Raw genomic sequence first — 19,170 nt, forward strand, 5'->3', positions numbered from 1 at the left:
GTCCACCATAAAAAAGATTTCAGGGATTCTTAATATAATCCTTGAAATCTGTGGTCAAAAAACAGTTTTGAGATCAAAAAAGTTAGGTTATTTTGATCCCGGAACTTAATTGTTAAATTACTCCAAAAAGCACATTCTTAGGTGCTTTTTCTTTTTAAAAAACAAGCAATATCTTTTTTTATCAACTTTAGATTGTCGATTTTTGTCACTCATAAAATCAATAAAGATTAAGATGGTAAGAGAAGACAAAGAGATTATTTTATTAAAAGTTTCAGGACATGATAAAATAGGAGTGACGGCAGGTTTGACTGCTGTGTTGGCAACCTACGATGCTAATATTTTAGATATTGGTCAGGCCGATATCCATGATACACTTTCTTTGGGGATTTTATTTGAAATTCAGGCAGGTTCCTCCTCGGGCCCGGTTTTAAAAGACTTGCTGTTCAAAGCTTATGAGCTGGAAATTAAAGTAAAATTTATTCCGATTTCTATTGACGATTACGAAAAGTGGGTAAAATCACAATCGAAACAGCGTTACATTATCAATATACTGGGCGAAAAACTGACCGCTTCTCAGTTGGCTGCTGTAACTAAAATAATGTCAGACCAGCATCTGAACATTGATTCTATTATAAGATTAACAGGGAGAACCTCTATTGTAGAAATAGAAGAATATCCACGCTCTTGCATACAATTATCCGTGACTGGTGAAATTGTAGATAAGATCCATATGACAGCAAGTTTCATGGAAATTTCCAGAACTTTGGATGTCGATATTTCATTCCAGGAAGACAATATTTACAGACGAAACAGACGTTTGGTTTGCTTCGATATGGACTCGACTTTAATTCAGACCGAAGTAATTGATGAACTGGCTGAGCTGAACGGAGTAGGAGATGAGGTTCGTGCGATCACTGAATCGGCAATGAATGGCGAGATTGATTTTAACGAAAGTTTCAAACAGCGTATGGCTTTGCTCGAAGGGCTGAGCGAAGATGTTTTGCAAAATGTTGCCCTCAATTTACCCATTACAAAAGGAGCCCATCGATTGATGAAAGCCTTAAAATATTACGGATATAAAACGGCAATATTGTCTGGAGGATTCACCTATTTTGGAGAGTATCTACAGAAAGAATTGGGTATCGATTATGTTCATGCGAATCGATTGGAAATCAAAGACGGTAAGCTAACAGGTAAATACATAGGCGATATTGTAGACGGCCAAAAGAAAGCCGAATACCTTAAAGCAATCGCCGAAAAAGAAGGAATTCACATCAATCAGACCATAGCGGTCGGAGACGGTGCCAATGACTTGCCAATGCTAAATTTAGCAGGTTTGGGAATTGCTTTTCACGCCAAACCAAAAGTAAAAGAAAACGCGGCAACCTCAATTTCAAGTCTGGGTCTTGACGGAGTTTTATATTTATTAGGGTACCACGACAGGTATATTGATATGATGTAAACCTGACAGTTGAAATAAATCAAAAAAAACCTTAGTTTTTCAATAAAAGCTAAGGTTTTTTTATGGGCATGTCCCGCTGAAAAAGCGGGTCGGGCTATCCGTTGCGCACGAGCGAAGCGAACTGACGAAGTAATCTTTTATGTCCGCCGCGGCGGACACAAAAGGATTTCCACTTCTATCCCTCATGCGATTCGGTAATATTGAGTCTTATTTTTCTCTGGATTTCAATTCTTCTTTGATGTCTTTTAAAGTCTTAAAATTTAAAACAAGTAGTGGCAGTAAAGCAATAGGAACAACCTGAGAAGCACTGAATCCTTTTTTAAAAACAAGATAGATGTTGACAATACATAATAAAAGTAAAATTACGGCAAAGCTATAGGTGGCTGTTTTTGACATCTTTTGGCTTTTAAGTAATTCTTCGGTAGTCATTTCGCTAAATTTTTTAGTACTCATCTTATTTTGGTTTTTGGTTAATTGAATAGTGTATTTTGAGATTTCAGGTTGCAGGATGGTTTAGTTTCCACCCTTTCCCGATTAAATAGTTTTTACATTTTAAGCAAAAATTAGTTTCCTCATCTAAATGGTTTTTTCCTTCAGCATCTCGCATTAAACATGTTTTTACCGGACAATGAGGTAGACCTTCGGTATGGCCTAACTCATGCAAAACAACTTTATAGAATTGTACTTCTTTGTTTCTTTTGCTCAGTCTAAAATCAGAAACCACGCAGGATTTGCCAGGATGATACCCCAGTCCCATAACGCCCCAATCCTTGTTTTTACCTTTGGTAACGCTAATGTCGCTGTTGGATAAACCCACAATTACAGAATCTTTACCTACATTATCTTTGATGGTTTTAATAATAGTGTCGGCACGATACCTGTTTCTGGCCGGGTAAAATGCATTTTCCGGGAAGGGAATGTTGGCTCTTAAAACAACATTAGGGTTAATCGTTTGTATTTTATGATAAACATTTTTTGCCTGCTCTGTTTTGAAATTCCCCAAAGGTTGAAGAACAATTATTTTTGAATGCTGTTCTTTGGTACAGGAAACGAGAATAAACAGTAAAATCAAAAGGGAACTTTTCATTTTGCAGATTCTAAGTTCGTTAACTCAATATTTTTAATAGATCCGAGAGGGGCAATTTTGATCGCATTATTTTTTGGAGTCAGATAAAAATAATAAGCGCTATTTACATCTATCAAAAAAATGGCTTCGGTTTCCCCTGTGTTAAAGGTGAGTTTTTGCTCGTATTTCAGTTTATTAAGCCTGATTTTCTCTGCAATTTTGTGACCTTCGCCAATTCCTAAGCCAAGGAAAAAACTAAGCAATCCAATTCCAATGGAAACTAGAAAAAAATGTTTCAGCTTGCTTTTGATCTCTAAGTCTGAAAATTTATCGCCATCCGGTTTAGTACCGATTAATTTTTTTGCCCAGCTTTTGTTGCGATCCTTGTAGCACAAACTCAGAAAAACTAAGATAAGAACGGCGAAAACAATTAGACTTAAAATGATAATCGGATTTGCAGTTAGATCAGCAATGGGGCTGATCAGAATATCCATAATGGTGGAGTATTTCAGAATGTTTATTTTCAATTGGAAAAAGAAAACACATTCTTTTAAAATTCCCAGTACGACAAGAAACAGATAACCTATTGGAATTAAATTCTGGATTTTTTCTGTTGATTCCATTCTAACTAACGTGGTATTTCATTAAAGTTCTTATCAAAAACTACATCTCTTTCAATTGCTCCAAATAATCCCTCTGATTCGAAAGCCTTGGAATCTTATGCTGTCCGCCTAACTTGTCACGTTCTTTTAACCAGTCGTAAAACAAGTTCTCGCGTGCCACATTAATCACCAGAGGATTTAAAGTCATATTGTTGTGACGTTTGGCTTCGTAATCAGAATTTAAAGTTTGTAGTGTTTCATCCAGCACTTTTTGAAAAAGCCCTACATCAGCAGGTTTTTTCTTGAACTCAATCATCCATTCGTGAGCTCCTTTTTCCTTGTCCTGCATAAAAATAGGAGCAACGGTATAATCGATCACTTCGGTGTGCGTCAGCTGGCAGGCTTTGGCAATGGCCTGATCGGTATTTTCGACCATTAGTTCTTCTCCGAAAACATTAATATGATGTTTGGTTCTGCCTGTTACTCTGATTCTATAAGGGTTTAGAGAAGTAAAACGAACCGTATCTCCAATCAAATAGCGCCATAAACCGGAATTCGTTGTAATGACAATGGCATAGTTTTTATCGAGCTCCACATCGGCCAAACGAATTACTTTTTGATTTGGAGTACCAAAGGTATCCATGGCTATAAATTCATAGAAAATACCATAATCCAGCATCAGCAGTAAATCGCTCGAATTGTTTAAATCCTGAATAGCAAAAAAGCCTTCTGACGCATTGTAGATTTCGTAGTATCTGAAATCTTTGCTTGGTAAAATCTTTTTGTATTGTTCTTTATATGGGGAGAAACTTACACCTCCGTGGAAATAAACTTCCAGGTTTGGCCAGAGGTCCAATAGACTTTCTTTACCTGTATTCTCCAAAACTTTATTCATTAAAACGAGCATCCACGACGGAACGCCTGCAAAACTGGTTACATTTTCGTTTTTCGTTTCATTTATAATCGCAGCAATTTTAGATTCCCATTCGCTCATTAGCGAAGTTTTGCTGCTCGGGGTACTGCTAAATTCAGCCCAGATAGGCATATTCTCAATCAAAATAGCAGATAAATCGCCAAAGAAGGTATTGTTGTTTTCATAGATTTGGGAACTTCCGCCCAGACGGAGACTTTTGCCCAGAAACAATTCCGAATCCTCATTGTTGTTGAGGTACAGACAAAGTAAATCTTTACTCCCTTTATAATGACAATCCTCGAGGGCTTCATTACTCACAGGGATAAACTTACTTTTGGCATTTGTAGTTCCGCTCGATTTGGCAAACCATTTTATAGGGGTTTCCCAAAATACATTTTGTTCCCCTTGTCGGGTACGTTCAATCAAAGGCTGAAGCTCTTCGTAGGTAGCAATCGGCACCCTTTCGGCAAAAGTTTGATAAGAATTGATCGATGCAAAATCATACTGTTTCCCTACAATAGTATTTTCTGAAGCTGTCAACAAATTGTGCAGCAGCTCTTCCTGAACTTCATTCGGATATTTTAGAAAAAGTTCTATTTGATGTATCCTTTGTTTTAGGACCCAGGAAGCGAAAGAGTTGATTATTGATAAGGGCATGAGTGAAATTTATATTTTAGATTGCTGATTGTAGATTTTAGATTTTACAATTCGCGTAAAATCAGGAACCTTAAAATTTGAATATCGAAAGACAAATACTAACTTTGCCGTTGTATCAAAAATAGTGTTTTTTTGTAAAAAATAACATTCTATTTTTATTAAACATTCCGGTTCAGCTGAATTTTAATTCTTAAAATTCAGAATTCAGGCAGGCCAATCTAAAATCTACAATCAGCAATCTCAATTCTAATGACATATCAAGGCGTACTTACAAAAATGCAAACTGAAATAGGGGCTCCAATTCAGTATTATTTGGTTTTCGAAGACAGTTTTCTAAACATGAATCAATTACTGAACAAAGAAATTGAGATTAATTTTGTGGGATTTGAATGTCTGAACTGTCATAAGAAGAAAAAGATTTACCGACAAGGGTTTTGCTATGAATGCTTTTATTCGAGCCCTGCCGTTGGTGATTGGATTATGCGCCCGGAACTGAGTACGGCGCATCTGGGAATTGCAGACCGGGATTTGGAGTACGAACAAAAAGTACAGCTTCAGCCGCACGTGGTTTATCTGGCTTTAGCGAGTGAGGTAAAAGTTGGAGTAACCCGTAAAACTCAGGTGCCGACACGTTGGATCGATCAGGGAGCAACTCAGGCGATTGCGATTGTTGAAGTTCCAAACCGATATTTGGCCGGAATTACGGAGGTCGCACTAAAAGACCATTATACCGACAAAACAAACTGGAGAAAGATGCTTCAAAATACAGGTGAAAGTTTTGACCTGCTTGCCGAGAAAGCAAAAGTGGAAAGCCTAATTCCGGCAGAAGTACAGGAATATTTTTATTCGCAAAAGAATGATTTGTATGAACTGCACTATCCGGTTTTAAATTATCCGACTAAAGTAACAAGTCTTAATCTGGATAAAACCCCAACTTTTCAGGGAAAACTAACCGGAATTAAAGGGCAGTATCTGATTTTTGAAAATGGAACCGTTTTTAATGTTAGAGGGTCCGAAGGTTATGTGGTGAGCATAGCGGTTTAACATTTTAGAGAGAAAAAATATCTCGTAAAGTATTGATTGTTAATTTTTTATTATATTTATAACACTGTTTTTAGCATGTTGTAATCTGAATCCTGAAAGATTTGATTACAATTTTGTAATAATTATTTATTAGAAGATTTTTATTTTAGATCTAAAGAGAACCTAGTTTAGTAAAAGGATAAACGAAAGTTTTTTTTGAATTTCCAAAGACAAATATTTAATCAATAAATTAGTTAAAAGATGAGTGTTTTAAAAAGAGTAAATGTGGTCAGGCGCAGCTTAATGCACTACCTCACTAAGAACATTGGAAAACCAAGAACAGAACAGAACATTGTTTTAGTAGATAAAAACGAAGTAAGGCGGGTTTTGATCTGTAGGCCAAATGCCAGACTGGGAAATTTATTATTGATTACACCACTTGTTCAGGAAGTCACCGATATGTTTCCAAATTGTAAAGTCGATTTGTTTGTTAAGGGAGCTTTAGCTCTGGTGATTTTTGGAAATTATCAAAATATTAATAAAGTAATCGGTTTGCCTAAAAAACCATTCAGCAATTTATTCCAATATCTGAATGTCTGGATTTCAATAAAAAGACAAAACTACGATATCGCGATCAATGTCGATCAAAATTCTTCTTCAGGACGTTTAGCAGTCCAGTTCTCTAATGCTAAATATAAATTCTACGGAGATTCAAACGATGAATCTCAACTTCTAAAAAATGACTACGATCATATTGCGAAATACCCCGTTTATAATTTCCGAAATTATTTAACGAAACTTGGATTAGCAAAAAGCAATAAAATAATAGCCCCGATTGACCTTAGATTGTCTTCTTCTGAAATTGTGGAAGGAAAGAAAATCTTAACTGATTTAGTACAAAACTCTAAAAGAACGATTTGTATTTTTACTTATGCAACAGGCGCAAAATGCTTGCCAGAGGAGTGGTGGGAGAACTTCTACACCCAACTAAAGGAAGAATATAAAGACTATAATATTATTGAAATTCTGCCTGTAGAAAATGTTTCGCAGATTGGCTTTCAGGCGCCAACTTTTTACAGCAAGGACATCCGAGAAATAGGATCTGTAATCGCCAATGCCGACTTGTTTATTGGTGCCGATAGCGGAATCATGCATTTGGCCAGCGCAGTACAGACTCCAACAATTGGACTCTTCTCGGTCTCCAACCTTAAAAAATACGAACCTTACGACAATTGCAGTATCGGAATAGATATTAATTTGCACACCAAAAAGGATTATGTGAAAATCATAAACTCCATCCTGAATAATGGGAAGCTTAGTACTATCGGACAAGCAATTTAAAAATATAAGAACAACAAAAAAGGCATCCGTAGATGCCTTTTTTATTTAGTTTTTCTTCTTAAACAAGCCATTTATTAAGTCGCTGGCTTTTTTAGTTACTTCCTGAGTTTTCTGCTCTTTTTCGGTTGCAGCTGCTTTTGTGGTGTCTTTTGCCTTTGTGTTTTTATTGATAAAATCATTTAGGGCCGAAGTTCCTTTTTGAGTCAGCTTGTCTCTTTGCTGATTCGCAACCTGTGCCGCCAGACTTGTCACTGCACTTTTCATATCCGTTGTTATTTTTGGATTCGAAAAATTACCGCTAACAATAGCATTTATCGGAATGTTTTGCAGTTTTGCAGCATCCGCAGGAGACATTTTTGCCAGGAAAGCATTGGCTTCATTTCCTAAATATTTGGCAGGAACGTCTAATTTTAAATTGTAATTCATCGTTTGGTCAAAACCATGTGTTCCGCCAACTGTAATCTTAATGTCCTGATATTTGATGTCAAATGGCTTTACACTCACTTTTCCGTTATCAAAGGTCAAGGCTGCTTTAATATCGTTTAGATTTATTTTATTTGGATCAATAAACTTCAGGTTTGAAGTTAAGGCATTTAAAACCGTTGAGTTTTTAGAATTTACAGTAGTCGAAAGCAACTGACCTATCAAATCTCCTGAAATCGATTTTAAGTCCGGAGTTAACTCTTTGTCGTCTAAGTTTCCGTTTAATTTTATAGTCGAATTTAATTTTCCGTTGATGATTCCGGCCAAAGGAGCAATTTTTTTCATCATGTCCAATTGCGTAAAAGTTTGCGCAATATCCACCTGATTGAAACCTAAATTCATATCAAAAGTAGGCACCTTTGTTTTGGTAGAAACAGCTCCGTTCAGACCAATTGTTCCGCCAAAAATCGATGTTTTAAAGTTTTCTAAAGTTGCTTTTTCATCCTTCACAATCAACCTGCCCGAAACGTCTTTTAGTTTTAGATTGTCATATAAAACCGTAGTCGCTTTGGCATTTAAAGTACAATTTAAAAAAGCAGGAATCTTCATGGCTTCAGATGGTTTGGCAGCCGTTTTCTCTGTTGCAGCCGTTCCCGAAGTCATAAAATCATCAACCGCTAACTGGTTTGAACTCATATTGAAATTCCCTCTCAGCTCTTGTTTTTTGAACATAAAACCATAGAAATTTTCCAGTACACCATTAATGCTTAAATCACTTTTTCCGGTCGTAGCATCAAATTTCTTCAGGTTTATGGTACTCGGATTAAACTCAACCAATGCTGTACTAATGTTCATCGATTTGTTGTTCTCGTCGGTATATTTAAATCCTGACAAGCTCATTGTTCCGGCGTTTTTAATATTTTGATATTGACTCTTTTCAACAGAAGCCATATCAAATTGTGTGGTAACATCGGCCTTTAAAATACCCGCAAGAGGTTTGTCCATCTTAATTGGATACGCTTTAGAAAGATTCGACAAGTTGATCGTCCCTTTTAAAGCGGCATTCACCATCGGATTTTGTGTTATGTTTTTAATGTTGGCTTTGGCATTAAAAACATCTTGATCAATTCGGAAAGAAAGTTTATCCAGATTCACATAAGTATCATTCAGAATTCCCGTTTCATTGATGATTTTTGTATCAATTACAATATTCTGAACTGACTTTGGCAGGTTTGGATATTGAAACGAAGCATTGTTCGAAGCAATCGCAATATTAAATTTAGGAACCGTGGTCTCCGTCAGTTCTCCTTTAGCAAAACCGGCTACTGTAAAATCTCCGGTAGTCTTTACACCATCCAGACTAGAAGCATAAGCGGAAGGAATTAATCCAAGAAAGTTTGTAAAAGATGAGGTAGGCGTCTTAAACTTCAGATCGTAAATTTGTTTGGCATCTGCCATCTGAATAAATCCGTCAAACTCTAAAGGCAATTGATTGATTAAAGCTTTGTTCTCTTTAAACGTATACTTGCTCTTTTCAAGGTCAATTCCTAACACAGCATCTAAAGTCAGTTTTACATTTTTCATGTAATTGATTTTATCCATATCCAAAGAAACGTTAGCCGTAGACTTTGTTGTCAAATCTAATTTTGAATTGGTAAAATCACCCGTTCCTTCGTGATTCAAACTGTCGATTACCATTCTTATTTTAGATCCCTGATCGATATATCTGAAAGTAAATTGTTCAATTTTATAGTTTTGAATTTTCAGCGAAAGCGGTTTGCTTTTATCGTCTTTCACCTCTTTTTCTTTGTTTTTTAGGGCAATATCAAAATTCCCAACACCATCTTTGTTAAAAATAATATTGATCAGACCATTTGTAGAACTGATTCCCTGTATGTTCAAAGGTTCGTCTTTTCCTTTAAAAAGCTCTTTAATGCTCATCTTCAAATTCAGTTCGCCTAACGAAACCAAAGTGTCCCCTTCAAAAGGAGCTTTATTGATAATCACCAGTTTTTCGATCCCCACTGTGGCGTTCGGAAAGTTGCGAAACAAACTTAAATCGGCATCCGTAAAACTTACTTTCGCGTCAACACTTTCGTTGATGGCTTCTGAAATTTTGGCTTTTATTTGATCTTTAAAGAAATACGGAATGGCAAATAAGGCCGCTATTAAGACCACAAGAACTATGGCTGTTATTTTTAAAATTTTCTTTAACATATAAATAAATTGAGGGGTTAAATTGCTAACTGATTGCTGCAAAAATAGTTTTTTTTGGTGGAGTTCGTATATAAAGTTTTTGTAAAACATAAGAGTATACTCCTGTTTCTTAAAAACAAAAAACCGTCTGAATTATATATTCAAACGGTTTTTTAAGGATTTTATGATTGGGATTATTTTTTAATGAAAGAAACAATCTTATCGATCATGATTTGGGAGACAGGCAAACTTTCGTTTTTATAACTTTCCAGATTGGCCTGATGGTCTCCGTCGACGATTTTCATGATATGATTCATTTTGTCAACGATCAGGAGTTCCGCATTTTTATTGGCTTGAGATAACTGTTCTGCATCTTTTACGGTTACTTGTAAATCCTGATTTCCCTGAACGATTAAAATAGGGAGATTCAACTTTTTGATTTCGGTTTGCGGATTGTATTTAAACCACGAAATTAAATAGGGCTGAATGCTTGGTCTAAAAAGAGAATTCAGCATTGGATCTACTTTATTTACCGTATGACCGCTTTTCAGGCTGTCAATAATAGGGAAAGTCATTTCCTCTATTTGTTTGTTTGATTTAGAAGCAATTTGCGTTTTGATCAATTGGTCAGCAGATTCTCCCGCTCCCGCAATGGAGATGAACTTATTGGCTTTTGCTCCGGCAATCATTCCAATTAAAGAGCCTTCGCTGTGTCCAATTACAATGATCTGAGAAAAACGAAGGTCTTGCTTTAACAGATTGATCCAGCTTTTGGCATCTTCAGTGTAATTTTCAAATACAAGAGTTTGTTCTGAAATGGCCGATGGTTTGCTTTCTCCAATTCCTCTTTTATCGTATCGCAATGAGGCAATTCCGTTTTTTGCCAGGGCTTCTGCCAGCATTTTCAGAGAATTGTTTTTCATCATCGGATTGTTGCCGTTGCGATCCGTAGGGCCCGAACCCGAAATGATTAAGGCTACCGGACATTTTGTTTTTAAATCCGGCATTGTCAACGTACCAAAAAGCTGATCGATGTTGATTTTTAAAACGATCGGAGTTTCTTTAAAAGGAACTTCCGTTTTATTTTGGGCATTTACAAAACTCAGAAACAAAAGAGCAGCAAGCGCAAATAACTTTTTCATTTTTAAAATGGAATTATTTAATGTTTATTCCAAAAGGAAGCATCGCCTGAACGCCTTTTTGTTGCTGAAGTCTTTTTACCTGCTCGATAAGCATGTAATTTTCTTCACCAATTTCTTCCTTAATAAAAGCTTCTTTTGATTGCGCAAAAGGCAATCTTGAAATAAGGTCATTGAATGTTTTTTCGTATTCAGGATAGTTTTGTGTGCTGTACGTTTTGATTTTTGCAATTTTCGCCGCTTCAGCAATCGCATCATTCAAGCCTCCGATTTGATCCACTAATCCAATTTTTAAAGCTTCACTTCCTGACCAGACTCTTCCTTGTGCGATAGCATCTACCTGAGCAAAAGTCATTTTTCGGCCTTCCGCCACATGCGTTACAAAAGTGTTGTAAATGTGTTCTACACCTTCTAAAGTAAAGGCTTTAAATTTTTCGTCCACACGTACAAACGGGCTGTAATTTGCCGAGTTTTCATGCGTTTTTACCTGTTCGGTGTTTATGCCCAGTTTATTGGCTAAAGGCGTAAAGTTGGGTAGTATCCCGAAAACACCTATAGAACCTGTAATCGTATTGCGCTCTGCAAAAATTTTGTTGGCGTTACACGCAATATAGTAACCGCCTGATGCAGCATAATTTCCCATAGAAACCACAACCGGTTTTACTTTTTTGGTAATCTCAATTTCTCTCCAGATCAGATCAGAAGTTAAGGCACTTCCTCCCGGCTGTCTATTCTGAGGACGATTGCTTTTACATCTTCATTTTTGCGGGCTTCCTGTAAAGAACGTCGCATAGAACCTTCACCAATTACCGTAACATCTCCTTCACCGCTTTGTATTTCGCCCTGAGCATAAATAATAGCAATTTGATCCGTTGCCGTATTGGTTAAAGCTGTTGTAATGTTATTTTGCGTATAATCTGAAATAGAAATCTTGTTGTAATCGTCGTCTCCCGTTACTTTCAGAGCTTTTTTGATTGCATTATGGTAAACGTCCTCATAAGCAATAATATCTACCAGATGTTGTGCTTTGGCCATTTCCGGAGTTCTCGCTAATAAACCATTGGCGATTTCATTTAATTTGGCCAGCGGAATATTTCTGCTTTTTGAAATATCCGTTGAAACAGTAGTCCAGATCGAGTTTAAAAGCGCAGTCACTTGTTCTCTGTTGGCATCACTCATCTTATTTTCAAGAAAAGGCTCAACAGCACTTTTGTATTTTCCGTGACGAATCACTTCCATATGGATACCTGATTTATCCTGAAAATCTTTGAAGAACATCACCTCAGATGAAAGACCTTTAAAGTCTAAATCACCGGCAGGATTCAAATAAATAGTATTGGCTACTGAATTAAGGTAATATTCTTTCTGAGAGTAGGTATTGGCATAAGCCCAAACAAATTTTCCTGATTTTTTGAAACTTTCAAGCGCATTTCTCAAATCTTTGTATTGTGCCAAACCTAAAGAAGACTCGTCATTTAAAATAGAAATTCCTTTAATATTGTCATCTGTTTTTGCCGCTTCGATAGCATTGATCACATCGGTTAAGCCGATGCCTTTTTTATCCGAGAAAACAGTTACCCAAGGGTCTTTGTACTTTCCGGCATAGTCGTTTTGAATTTGTTTTAAATTTAATTCGATTACAGAATCATTTTTGACAGAAACAGCATCGTCTCCTCCAAAAATTGCTCCAATAAGAATTACCCCAAAAAAGAAGAGGATAATAAACACAAAAATACCAATAACGGTGGCAATTATATTTCCTAAAAACTTCATAAGTGTATTTTTTTTAATAAGTATCTAAAAAGGTTGGTTTGTTACAAAAGTAGTCTAAAAACAAAGTAATTTGAATACAGAATTTGATGAAATAGCTGTAACTGCTATGTTTTGGGACATTAAATTAAAGATAAGATATTTAGTAAGATAAATATTGTTTGAGCTTAGAATATTTTATATTTGATGAAAACAATTGTTGTACTATGAAAGATAAAGTGATCATTTTAACCCTTTTCTTCTTTGGGTTTTATGCCGGGGCTCAAAAAATACAAACTAAAAAAGTAGTAGTCGATAAATTGACAAAACTTCCCTTGGAAAATGTAAGTGTTTACAATCAAAAAGACAACTCGATGACCAATGCTGACGGTGCTTTTTCTTTTATTTCAGATCAGGATGAATTGAATTTTAGTTTGATTGGCTATGAAAATCTTAAACTCAGCTTTGCGGAAATAAACAAACAGGACACCATCTTTTTAGAAAGCAAAACCATTGAATTGGAAGAGGTAGTAGTGGGCGCCGAAATGGCAATCATGAAAAAAGCATATGCCAAAGTGAAAGAGAATTATATCTTCGAACCTTACAATGAAAATTTCTTTTTGCGCTGTGTTTTGAAGAGAAATGGAGAAATGCAACGACTGCAGGATATTTATGGAAAAGTATCGAGAAAGGGTATTTTTAAAACAAAATCACAACCGGATAATAAATGCGAAGTAGAGATTTTGAATATGAGGAAAGCCGGAATAAAAGTGAAGGAGGATTTTGTGTATTTTGAATTTCAGAGTTTTGAAAAATTATTTGATTTAAATGCGATGATATTAATCAATCTGGAAGACTTTGAGCTAACTCAGGAAAAAAAGATAAACGGTAATTTTTTTAAAATTAGTTTTATCCGAAAAACGGAGAATGCGAGTGGGCAAAAAAGGAGTGGTTATTTTATCATCAACAAGGACGACTATGCTATTGTAGAAACCTATTTTGATTTTAATGATAATGAGGAAAAGATACCGTTTCAAAAAAAGGGTAAAGTCGAATATCGAACGACTGTTTTAAAAATCAGCGCCAACTATAAAAAAAGCAGCAGTACCCATAAATATTATCTGAATAACGCAAAATCAGAGGTTAGAGTAGAATTGCTTGAAAACGAAGTAGTGAAAAAAGCGTTTTACGATTATTCGACCAATTTTTTTGTAACGAATAGTTTTATTGCCGAAAAAGCAAAGTCAAATCTGTCGATGGATAAGGATCTTTTTAAAGTCAAATACCCGTACTCGCAACAATTTTGGAAAAGCCAGAATCAGCTGCCGTTAACAAATGATTTAAGTGCGTTTTTGAAACGGGTTTCAGAAAACAAAGACAACAAGAAAGAGTTTGAAATAGATGGAAACTTCTAGTTCTTGAATCAAATAATGTGGTTAATTCTAAAATAGTTTTAGTTAATTTGCATTAATTATGAAGTCACAACATCAGATCGTTTTATCAATAGGCAGTAATCAGGGAGACAGGTTAGCAAACATCGAAACGTGTATCAGTTTGATACATAAAGAAGTGGGGACTGTAATCAGAGTTTCAAAACTCTATGAAACTCCTGCCTGGGGGTTTGAAAGCGATGCATTTTATAATTGCGCGCTGGTTTTGCATACCTACTTATCGGCACAAAAAGTATTAAGTCAGGTTTTAAAAGTCGAAAAACAATTAGGTCGAATCAGGTTGGAGCAACAAGGGTATCAATCCCGGATTATCGATATTGACCTGATTACTTTTGATGATGAAATTATTGAGTCTGAAAAATTACAGATTCCACATCCATTAATGCAAAACAGAAATTTTGTTTTGCTTCCTATGCAAGATTTAAGCTTAGACTGGAAACACCCAGTTTTTCAGAAATCTGTTTCAGAGTTAATTGCCATTTCGCCGGACGATAGTATTTGCAAAGTCGTTCAGCATTTGAAAAATCCTTTGCGCGAAATTGTACTCGAAAACTTCAATTATATTGCTTTTGAAGGGAATATCGGAGCAGGGAAAACGACTTTGGTGCAAAAAATAGCCGAAGATTTTAATGCTAAAACAGTCTTAGAGCGTTTTGCCGATAATCCGTTTTTGCCTAAATTTTATAAAGATCAAAATCGCTATGCTTTTCCGTTGGAAATGTCTTTTCTGGCCGATCGCTACCAGCAGTTATCAGATGATCTGGCACAGTTTGATTTGTTTAAGGATTTTATTGTAGCCGATTATCACATCTTTAAGTCCTTGATTTTTGCTAAAATTACCCTTGCAGAAGATGAATATCGCTTGTATCGAAATTTGTTTGATATCATCTATAAAGAAATGCCAAAACCTGATTTGTATATTTATTTGTATCAGAATACGGAAAGATTGCTGCAAAATATCAGGAAACGCGGACGAAATTACGAACAGAATATTGAGGCCGGTTATCTGGATAAAATCAACAACGGTTATTTGGAGTACATTAAATCTCAAACCGATCTGAACGTACTGATTATTGACGTTTCAGATCGCGATTTTGTGAAAAACCACAAGGATTATCTTTTTATCTTAGATGAAATTCAGAAGAAGATTTTAATTAGATAATTAGTCAATTAGAAAATGTGATAATTCCTTAATCAATTACCTCATTTTCTAATTATCTAATTGCCTCATTGCCTATTTTGGCCAGTTTAATTTCTGAAACAGATCCCAAACAACAATTCCGGCACTTACCGCAATGTTTAAAGAGTGTTTGGTGCCTAATTGCGGAATTTCAATACAACCATCGCAAAGCGCAACGGCTTCCTGAGCAACACCGTAAACTTCATTACCAAAAACCAATGCATATTTTTGATTTTCCTCGGTTTTAAAATCCTGAAGAAAAATAGCGCTCTCCACCTGTTCAATGGCAAGCGTCAGTACATTTTCTTTTTTAAGATTTTCGATCACCTCGAGTACATTCTCGTGATGCTCCCAGGCTACAGTTTCGGTAGCGCCAAGAGCTGTTTTGTGGATTTCTTTATTGGGTGGAGTGGCGGTAATGCCACACAGGATTATTTTTTCGATCAAAAAAGCATCGGCGGTTCTAAACACAGATCCAATATTGTGCAGACTGCGAATATCATCTAAGACTAAAATTAAGGGAGTTTTGTCTGATCTCTTAAAATCTTCAATTGATTTTCGGTCCAGTTCGCTATTTTCAAGTTTTCTCATATTGTTTGTATTCAGGTCATAAAAAAAGCCTCCAAAGATAAGGAAGCTTTTTTAATTATTTTATTTTACTTTTCAGATTAGCTTTTTACCGGATCTGGTAAAACAGTACCTTTAATAGTAAGAACTTTTGTTGGTTGTCCTTCAGCATTAGAAGTAACAGTTACTGTTTTTGTAAAAGCACCAACTCTGTCAGTAGCATATTTTACACCAATAATACCTTTAGCTCCCGGAGCGATTGGCTCTTTTGGAGTTGTTGGTACAGTACAACCACATGATCCTGTTGTGTTTGTGATGATTAATGGTTTTGTTCCGTTGTTTACAAAAACAAACTCACGTTTTCCATCTGCATTGTGAGCGATAGTTCCGTAATCAATAGTTTCTGTTTCGAAAGCCATTCCAGCACCTTCAACTTTAGGAGCTTTACCTTTTTTAGCGCTTTGAGCGTTAGAAGCTGTAATTCCAACTACAGCTAACATAGCGATTAAAATTATTTTTTTCATCTTTTAGAGTCTTTTTTAATTATGACAAATCTATGTAAAATTCTTATATCTCAACTTAAAAAAAGCTTAAAATATTTTAATTTTTGAACGACTTCTATATTCCTCCAAAAAATCATAAATTCGCTGTCTTAATTTTTTCATTTAAAATACAATAATTTGGCAGCGAAAGAGAAAGTGGTGAAAGAAACACCTTTAATGAAACAGTACAACGAGATCAAGAGAAAATATCCTGATGCATGTTTGCTTTTTAGAGTAGGTGATTTTTATGAAACCTTTGGAGAAGATGCTATTAGAGCCTCAAAAATTCTGGGAATAACGTTAACCAAAAGAGGTGCAGGTTCTGATACAGAAACTGCTTTGGCTGGTTTCCCGCACCATTCTATTAATACGTATTTGCCAAAATTGGTCAAAGCCGGACTTCGTGTGGCCATCTGTGATCAGCTTGAAGATCCGAAAATGACCAAAACCATCGTGAAACGTGGTGTAACGGAGCTTGTAACTCCCGGAGTTTCTTTAAACGATGAGGTTTTACAGTCTAAATCAAATAACTTTTTAGCATCGGTTTATTTTGCTAATAAAAATATCGGAGTTTCCTTTCTGGATGTTTCCACAGGAGAGTTTCTAACGGCTCAGGGAAATGCCGAGTATATCGATAAATTGTTGCAAAACTTTAACCCAAGTGAGGTTTTGGTTCCGAAAAACAATAAGGGCGATTTTAAAATTGCTTTTGGAGATGATTTTCATAGCTTTTATTTAGAAGACTGGATTTATAAGGAAGATTATGCTTTGGAAACGCTGACAAAGCACTTTCAGACTTCTTCCTTAAAAGGTTTTGGTGTAGAAGAATTAAAAGAAGGAATCATTGCTTCCGGAGCAATCTTGTATTACCTGTCCGAAACACAGCACAACCGCGTGCAGCACATTACAGCCATTCAGCGTATTGCTGAAGATGCCTATGTGTGGATGGATCGTTTTACCATCAGAAACTTAGAATTGTATCACAGTTACAATCCGAATGCAGTAACCCTTCTGGATGTGATTGACAGAACACTTTCGCCAATGGGAGGACGTTTGTTGAAACGCTGGCTGGCTTTGCCTTTAAAGGATAACGCTAAAATAAAAGGACGTCATGATGTCGTTTCGTATTTAAAATCCAATTCCGAAGTTTTACAAAGTATCCAATATCAGATCAAGCAAATTTCGGATTTGGAACGTTTGATTTCTAAAATTGCAGCTGGGAAAGTTTCACCGCGTGAGATTGTTTATCTGAAGGAATCTCTGGATGCTATTATTCCGATCAAAACCCTTGCACTTGAAAGTCCGCAACAAGCGGTGAAGGTTATTGGAGATAGTTTGCATGCCTGCGATTTGTTACGAGAGAAAATTGGAACCACCTTAAATCAGGATGCGCCGGTTGCTGTGGCTAAAGGAAATGCCATTGCCAAAGGAATCAGTGAAGAGCTGGATGATTTGCGTGCTATTTCAACTTCGGGAAAAGAATATCTGGAGGGGATTGAAAAAAGAGAATCAGAGCGTACAGGAATTTCCTCGCTTAAAATTTCATTCAATAATGTTTTTGGGTACTATATTGAAGTTAGAAACACCCATAAAGATAAAGTTCCTGGAGAATGGATTCGTAAACAAACACTGGTAAATGCGGAGCGTTATATTACAGAAGAGTTAAAAGAATACGAAAGCAAAATTCTGGGAGCAGAAGAGAAAATTTATAAAATAGAATCGGAGCTTTTTGAGCAATTGGTTGCCTGGATTGCAACTTATATCAAACCGGTACAAATGAATGCCAATTTGGTGGCGCAGTTGGACTGTTTGTGTTCGTTTACGCAATTGGCTATAGAAAACCAATATGTATGTCCGGAGATCGATGAAACTTTTGAATTGGAGATCAAAAACGGACGTCACCCTGTTATTGAAAAACAATTGCCGGTTGGCACTCCTTATATTGCTAATGATGTTTATCTGGACAGAGAGACACAGCAGCTGATTATGATTACCGGTCCGAACATGTCGGGTAAGTCTGCTATTTTAAGGCAAACCGCTTTAATCGTATTGTTGGCTCAAATGGGAAGTTTTGTTCCTGCTGATAGTGTTAGAATGGGAGTTGTGGATAAAATCTTCACCAGAGTAGGGGCGTCGGATAATATTTCGATGGGAGAATCTACGTTTATGGTTGAGATGAATGAGACGGCTTCTATTTTGAACAATATCTCAGATCGCAGTTTGGTACTTCTAGATGAAATAGGACGAGGAACCAGTACTTATGACGGGATTTCGATTGCCTGGGCGATTGCCGAGTTTTTACACGAACACCCATCAAGGCCTAAAACCTTGTTTGCAACACATTATCACGAATTAAATGAGATGACGGAATTGTTGCCTAGAATTCAGAATTATAATGTTGCGGTAAAAGAGTTAAAAGATAATGTTCTTTTCATTCGTAAACTGGTAAAAGGAGGAAGTGCTCATAGTTTTGGAATTCATGTGGCAAAAATGGCCGGAATGCCTCAGATCGTAATTTTGAAGGCGCAAAAGTTATTGAAGAAACTGGAGAAAAACCATTCAAGTGAAGCGTTAAATGGTGTTAAGTCTGAAAATGACGAAATGCAGATGAGTTTCTTTAATTTGGATGATCCTTTATTGGAAGAGATAAAAGAAGAAATTCTGGGGCTTGATATCAATGCGATTACACCAGTCGAAGCACTGATGAAACTCAACGAGATTAAAAGGATGTTAGTTCGAAAATAAATTTCATTTTTAAAGTTTAGGTTATCAGAAAGTTATAAAATAAGTCGATTTTTTTTTCGAAAAACGCTTGTGTAATTGAATAAATGTCCTAAATTTGCACTCGCAATACAGAAC

The 19,170-nt window shown here is 36.1% G+C and carries 14 protein-coding genes and 1 pseudogene; 6 read left to right on the top strand and 9 right to left on the bottom strand.

The window, feature by feature from the left end:
* Positions 1-232: 232 nt before the first annotated feature.
* Positions 233-1,462, top strand: a complete 1,230-nt coding sequence (serB, locus tag OLM61_RS11165) for a phosphoserine phosphatase SerB (RefSeq protein WP_264522774.1) — start codon at positions 233-235, stop codon at positions 1,460-1,462.
* Positions 1,463-1,669: 207 nt separating this feature from the next.
* Here the strand turns inward: serB and OLM61_RS11170 are convergent, their stop codons facing one another.
* From OLM61_RS11170 to OLM61_RS11185, 4 genes are read right to left on the bottom strand one after another with little or no spacing between them, the layout of a single operon-like run.
* Positions 1,670-1,915, bottom strand: coding sequence for a redox-active disulfide protein 2 (locus OLM61_RS11170; RefSeq protein ID WP_264522775.1), 246 nt, complete (start codon positions 1,913-1,915; stop codon positions 1,670-1,672).
* 43 nt (positions 1,916-1,958) lie between these two features.
* Positions 1,959-2,549 carry a Zn-dependent protease gene (locus OLM61_RS11175; protein ID WP_264522776.1) on the bottom strand — a complete coding sequence of 197 codons (591 nt, stop codon included), beginning with the start codon at positions 2,547-2,549 and terminating at the stop codon, positions 1,959-1,961.
* A complete protein-coding gene (locus tag OLM61_RS11180; RefSeq protein ID WP_264522777.1) occupies positions 2,546-3,151 on the bottom strand; it encodes a hypothetical protein in 606 nt (201 codons plus the stop codon). Before OLM61_RS11180 ends, OLM61_RS11175 begins: the two co-directional genes overlap by 4 nt.
* A gap of 40 nt (positions 3,152-3,191) precedes the next feature.
* Positions 3,192-4,700, bottom strand: coding sequence for a GH3 auxin-responsive promoter family protein (locus OLM61_RS11185; protein ID WP_264522778.1), 1,509 nt, complete (start codon positions 4,698-4,700; stop codon positions 3,192-3,194).
* Between the two features lie 249 nt (positions 4,701-4,949).
* Here OLM61_RS11185 and OLM61_RS11190 point away from each other — a divergent pair, with 249 nt between their 5' ends.
* Both OLM61_RS11190 and OLM61_RS11195 read left to right on the top strand, forming a co-directional pair.
* Complete coding sequence (locus OLM61_RS11190; RefSeq protein ID WP_264522779.1) at positions 4,950-5,744, top strand: DUF2797 domain-containing protein; 795 nt, start codon at positions 4,950-4,952, stop codon at positions 5,742-5,744.
* Positions 5,745-5,984: 240 nt separating this feature from the next.
* Positions 5,985-7,064 (top strand): glycosyltransferase family 9 protein, encoded by a 1,080-nt coding sequence (locus OLM61_RS11195; protein WP_264522780.1) that lies wholly within the window; start codon positions 5,985-5,987, stop codon positions 7,062-7,064.
* A gap of 45 nt (positions 7,065-7,109) precedes the next feature.
* Here OLM61_RS11195 and OLM61_RS11200 read toward each other — a convergent pair whose 3' ends face one another.
* The 3 genes and pseudogenes from OLM61_RS11200 to sppA form a co-directional block, all read right to left on the bottom strand.
* Positions 7,110-9,704, bottom strand: a complete 2,595-nt coding sequence (locus OLM61_RS11200) for an AsmA family protein (protein WP_264522781.1) — start codon at positions 9,702-9,704, stop codon at positions 7,110-7,112.
* Positions 9,705-9,877: 173 nt separating this feature from the next.
* Entirely contained in the window at positions 9,878-10,825 is a 948-nt protein-coding gene (locus OLM61_RS11205) for an alpha/beta hydrolase (protein WP_264522782.1), read from the bottom strand.
* A gap of 13 nt (positions 10,826-10,838) precedes the next feature.
* Positions 10,839-12,595 (bottom strand): annotated as a pseudogene (sppA, locus tag OLM61_RS11210) (signal peptide peptidase SppA).
* A gap of 203 nt (positions 12,596-12,798) precedes the next feature.
* Between sppA and OLM61_RS11215 the strand changes: the two are divergent.
* Positions 12,799-13,986 carry a carboxypeptidase-like regulatory domain-containing protein gene (locus OLM61_RS11215; protein ID WP_264522783.1) on the top strand — a complete coding sequence of 396 codons (1,188 nt, stop codon included), beginning with the start codon at positions 12,799-12,801 and terminating at the stop codon, positions 13,984-13,986.
* Between the two features lie 58 nt (positions 13,987-14,044).
* Entirely contained in the window at positions 14,045-15,184 is a 1,140-nt protein-coding gene (gene folK, locus OLM61_RS11220) for a 2-amino-4-hydroxy-6-hydroxymethyldihydropteridine diphosphokinase (RefSeq protein ID WP_264522784.1), read from the top strand.
* A 72-nt stretch (positions 15,185-15,256) separates the two neighbouring features.
* Here the strand turns inward: folK and OLM61_RS11225 are convergent, their stop codons facing one another.
* Both OLM61_RS11225 and OLM61_RS11230 read right to left on the bottom strand, forming a co-directional pair.
* Complete coding sequence (locus tag OLM61_RS11225; protein ID WP_264522785.1) at positions 15,257-15,793, bottom strand: RNA methyltransferase; 537 nt, start codon at positions 15,791-15,793, stop codon at positions 15,257-15,259.
* A gap of 77 nt (positions 15,794-15,870) precedes the next feature.
* Positions 15,871-16,293: a DUF1573 domain-containing protein gene (locus tag OLM61_RS11230; protein WP_264522786.1), complete on the bottom strand. Its 423-nt coding sequence runs from the start codon at positions 16,291-16,293 to the stop codon at positions 15,871-15,873.
* A gap of 156 nt (positions 16,294-16,449) precedes the next feature.
* Here OLM61_RS11230 and mutS point away from each other — a divergent pair, with 156 nt between their 5' ends.
* Positions 16,450-19,056, top strand: coding sequence for a DNA mismatch repair protein MutS (gene mutS / locus OLM61_RS11235; RefSeq protein WP_264522787.1), 2,607 nt, complete (start codon positions 16,450-16,452; stop codon positions 19,054-19,056).
* Positions 19,057-19,170 lie beyond the last annotated feature (114 nt).

It is taken from the genome of Flavobacterium sp. N502536 (genome assembly GCF_025947345.1).
Lineage (GTDB): Bacteria > Bacteroidota > Bacteroidia > Flavobacteriales > Flavobacteriaceae > Flavobacterium.

Coding starts and splice junctions, on each gene's coding strand:
- OLM61_RS11175 (WP_264522776.1), bottom strand. CDS start 2,549: ATGAAAAGTTCCCTTTTGATTTTACTGTTTATTCTCGTTTCCTGTACC.
- OLM61_RS11230 (WP_264522786.1), bottom strand. CDS start 16,293: ATGAAAAAAATAATTTTAATCGCTATGTTAGCTGTAGTTGGAATTACA.
- OLM61_RS11225 (WP_264522785.1), bottom strand. CDS start 15,793: ATGAGAAAACTTGAAAATAGCGAACTGGACCGAAAATCAATTGAAGAT.
- OLM61_RS11170 (WP_264522775.1), bottom strand. CDS start 1,915: ATGAGTACTAAAAAATTTAGCGAAATGACTACCGAAGAATTACTTAAA.
- folK (WP_264522784.1), top strand. CDS start 14,045: ATGAAGTCACAACATCAGATCGTTTTATCAATAGGCAGTAATCAGGGA.
- OLM61_RS11190 (WP_264522779.1), top strand. CDS start 4,950: ATGACATATCAAGGCGTACTTACAAAAATGCAAACTGAAATAGGGGCT.
- OLM61_RS11195 (WP_264522780.1), top strand. CDS start 5,985: ATGAGTGTTTTAAAAAGAGTAAATGTGGTCAGGCGCAGCTTAATGCAC.
- serB (WP_264522774.1), top strand. CDS start 233: ATGGTAAGAGAAGACAAAGAGATTATTTTATTAAAAGTTTCAGGACAT.
- OLM61_RS11180 (WP_264522777.1), bottom strand. CDS start 3,151: ATGGAATCAACAGAAAAAATCCAGAATTTAATTCCAATAGGTTATCTG.
- OLM61_RS11215 (WP_264522783.1), top strand. CDS start 12,799: ATGAAAGATAAAGTGATCATTTTAACCCTTTTCTTCTTTGGGTTTTAT.
- OLM61_RS11200 (WP_264522781.1), bottom strand. CDS start 9,704: ATGTTAAAGAAAATTTTAAAAATAACAGCCATAGTTCTTGTGGTCTTA.
- OLM61_RS11185 (WP_264522778.1), bottom strand. CDS start 4,700: ATGCCCTTATCAATAATCAACTCTTTCGCTTCCTGGGTCCTAAAACAA.
- OLM61_RS11205 (WP_264522782.1), bottom strand. CDS start 10,825: ATGAAAAAGTTATTTGCGCTTGCTGCTCTTTTGTTTCTGAGTTTTGTA.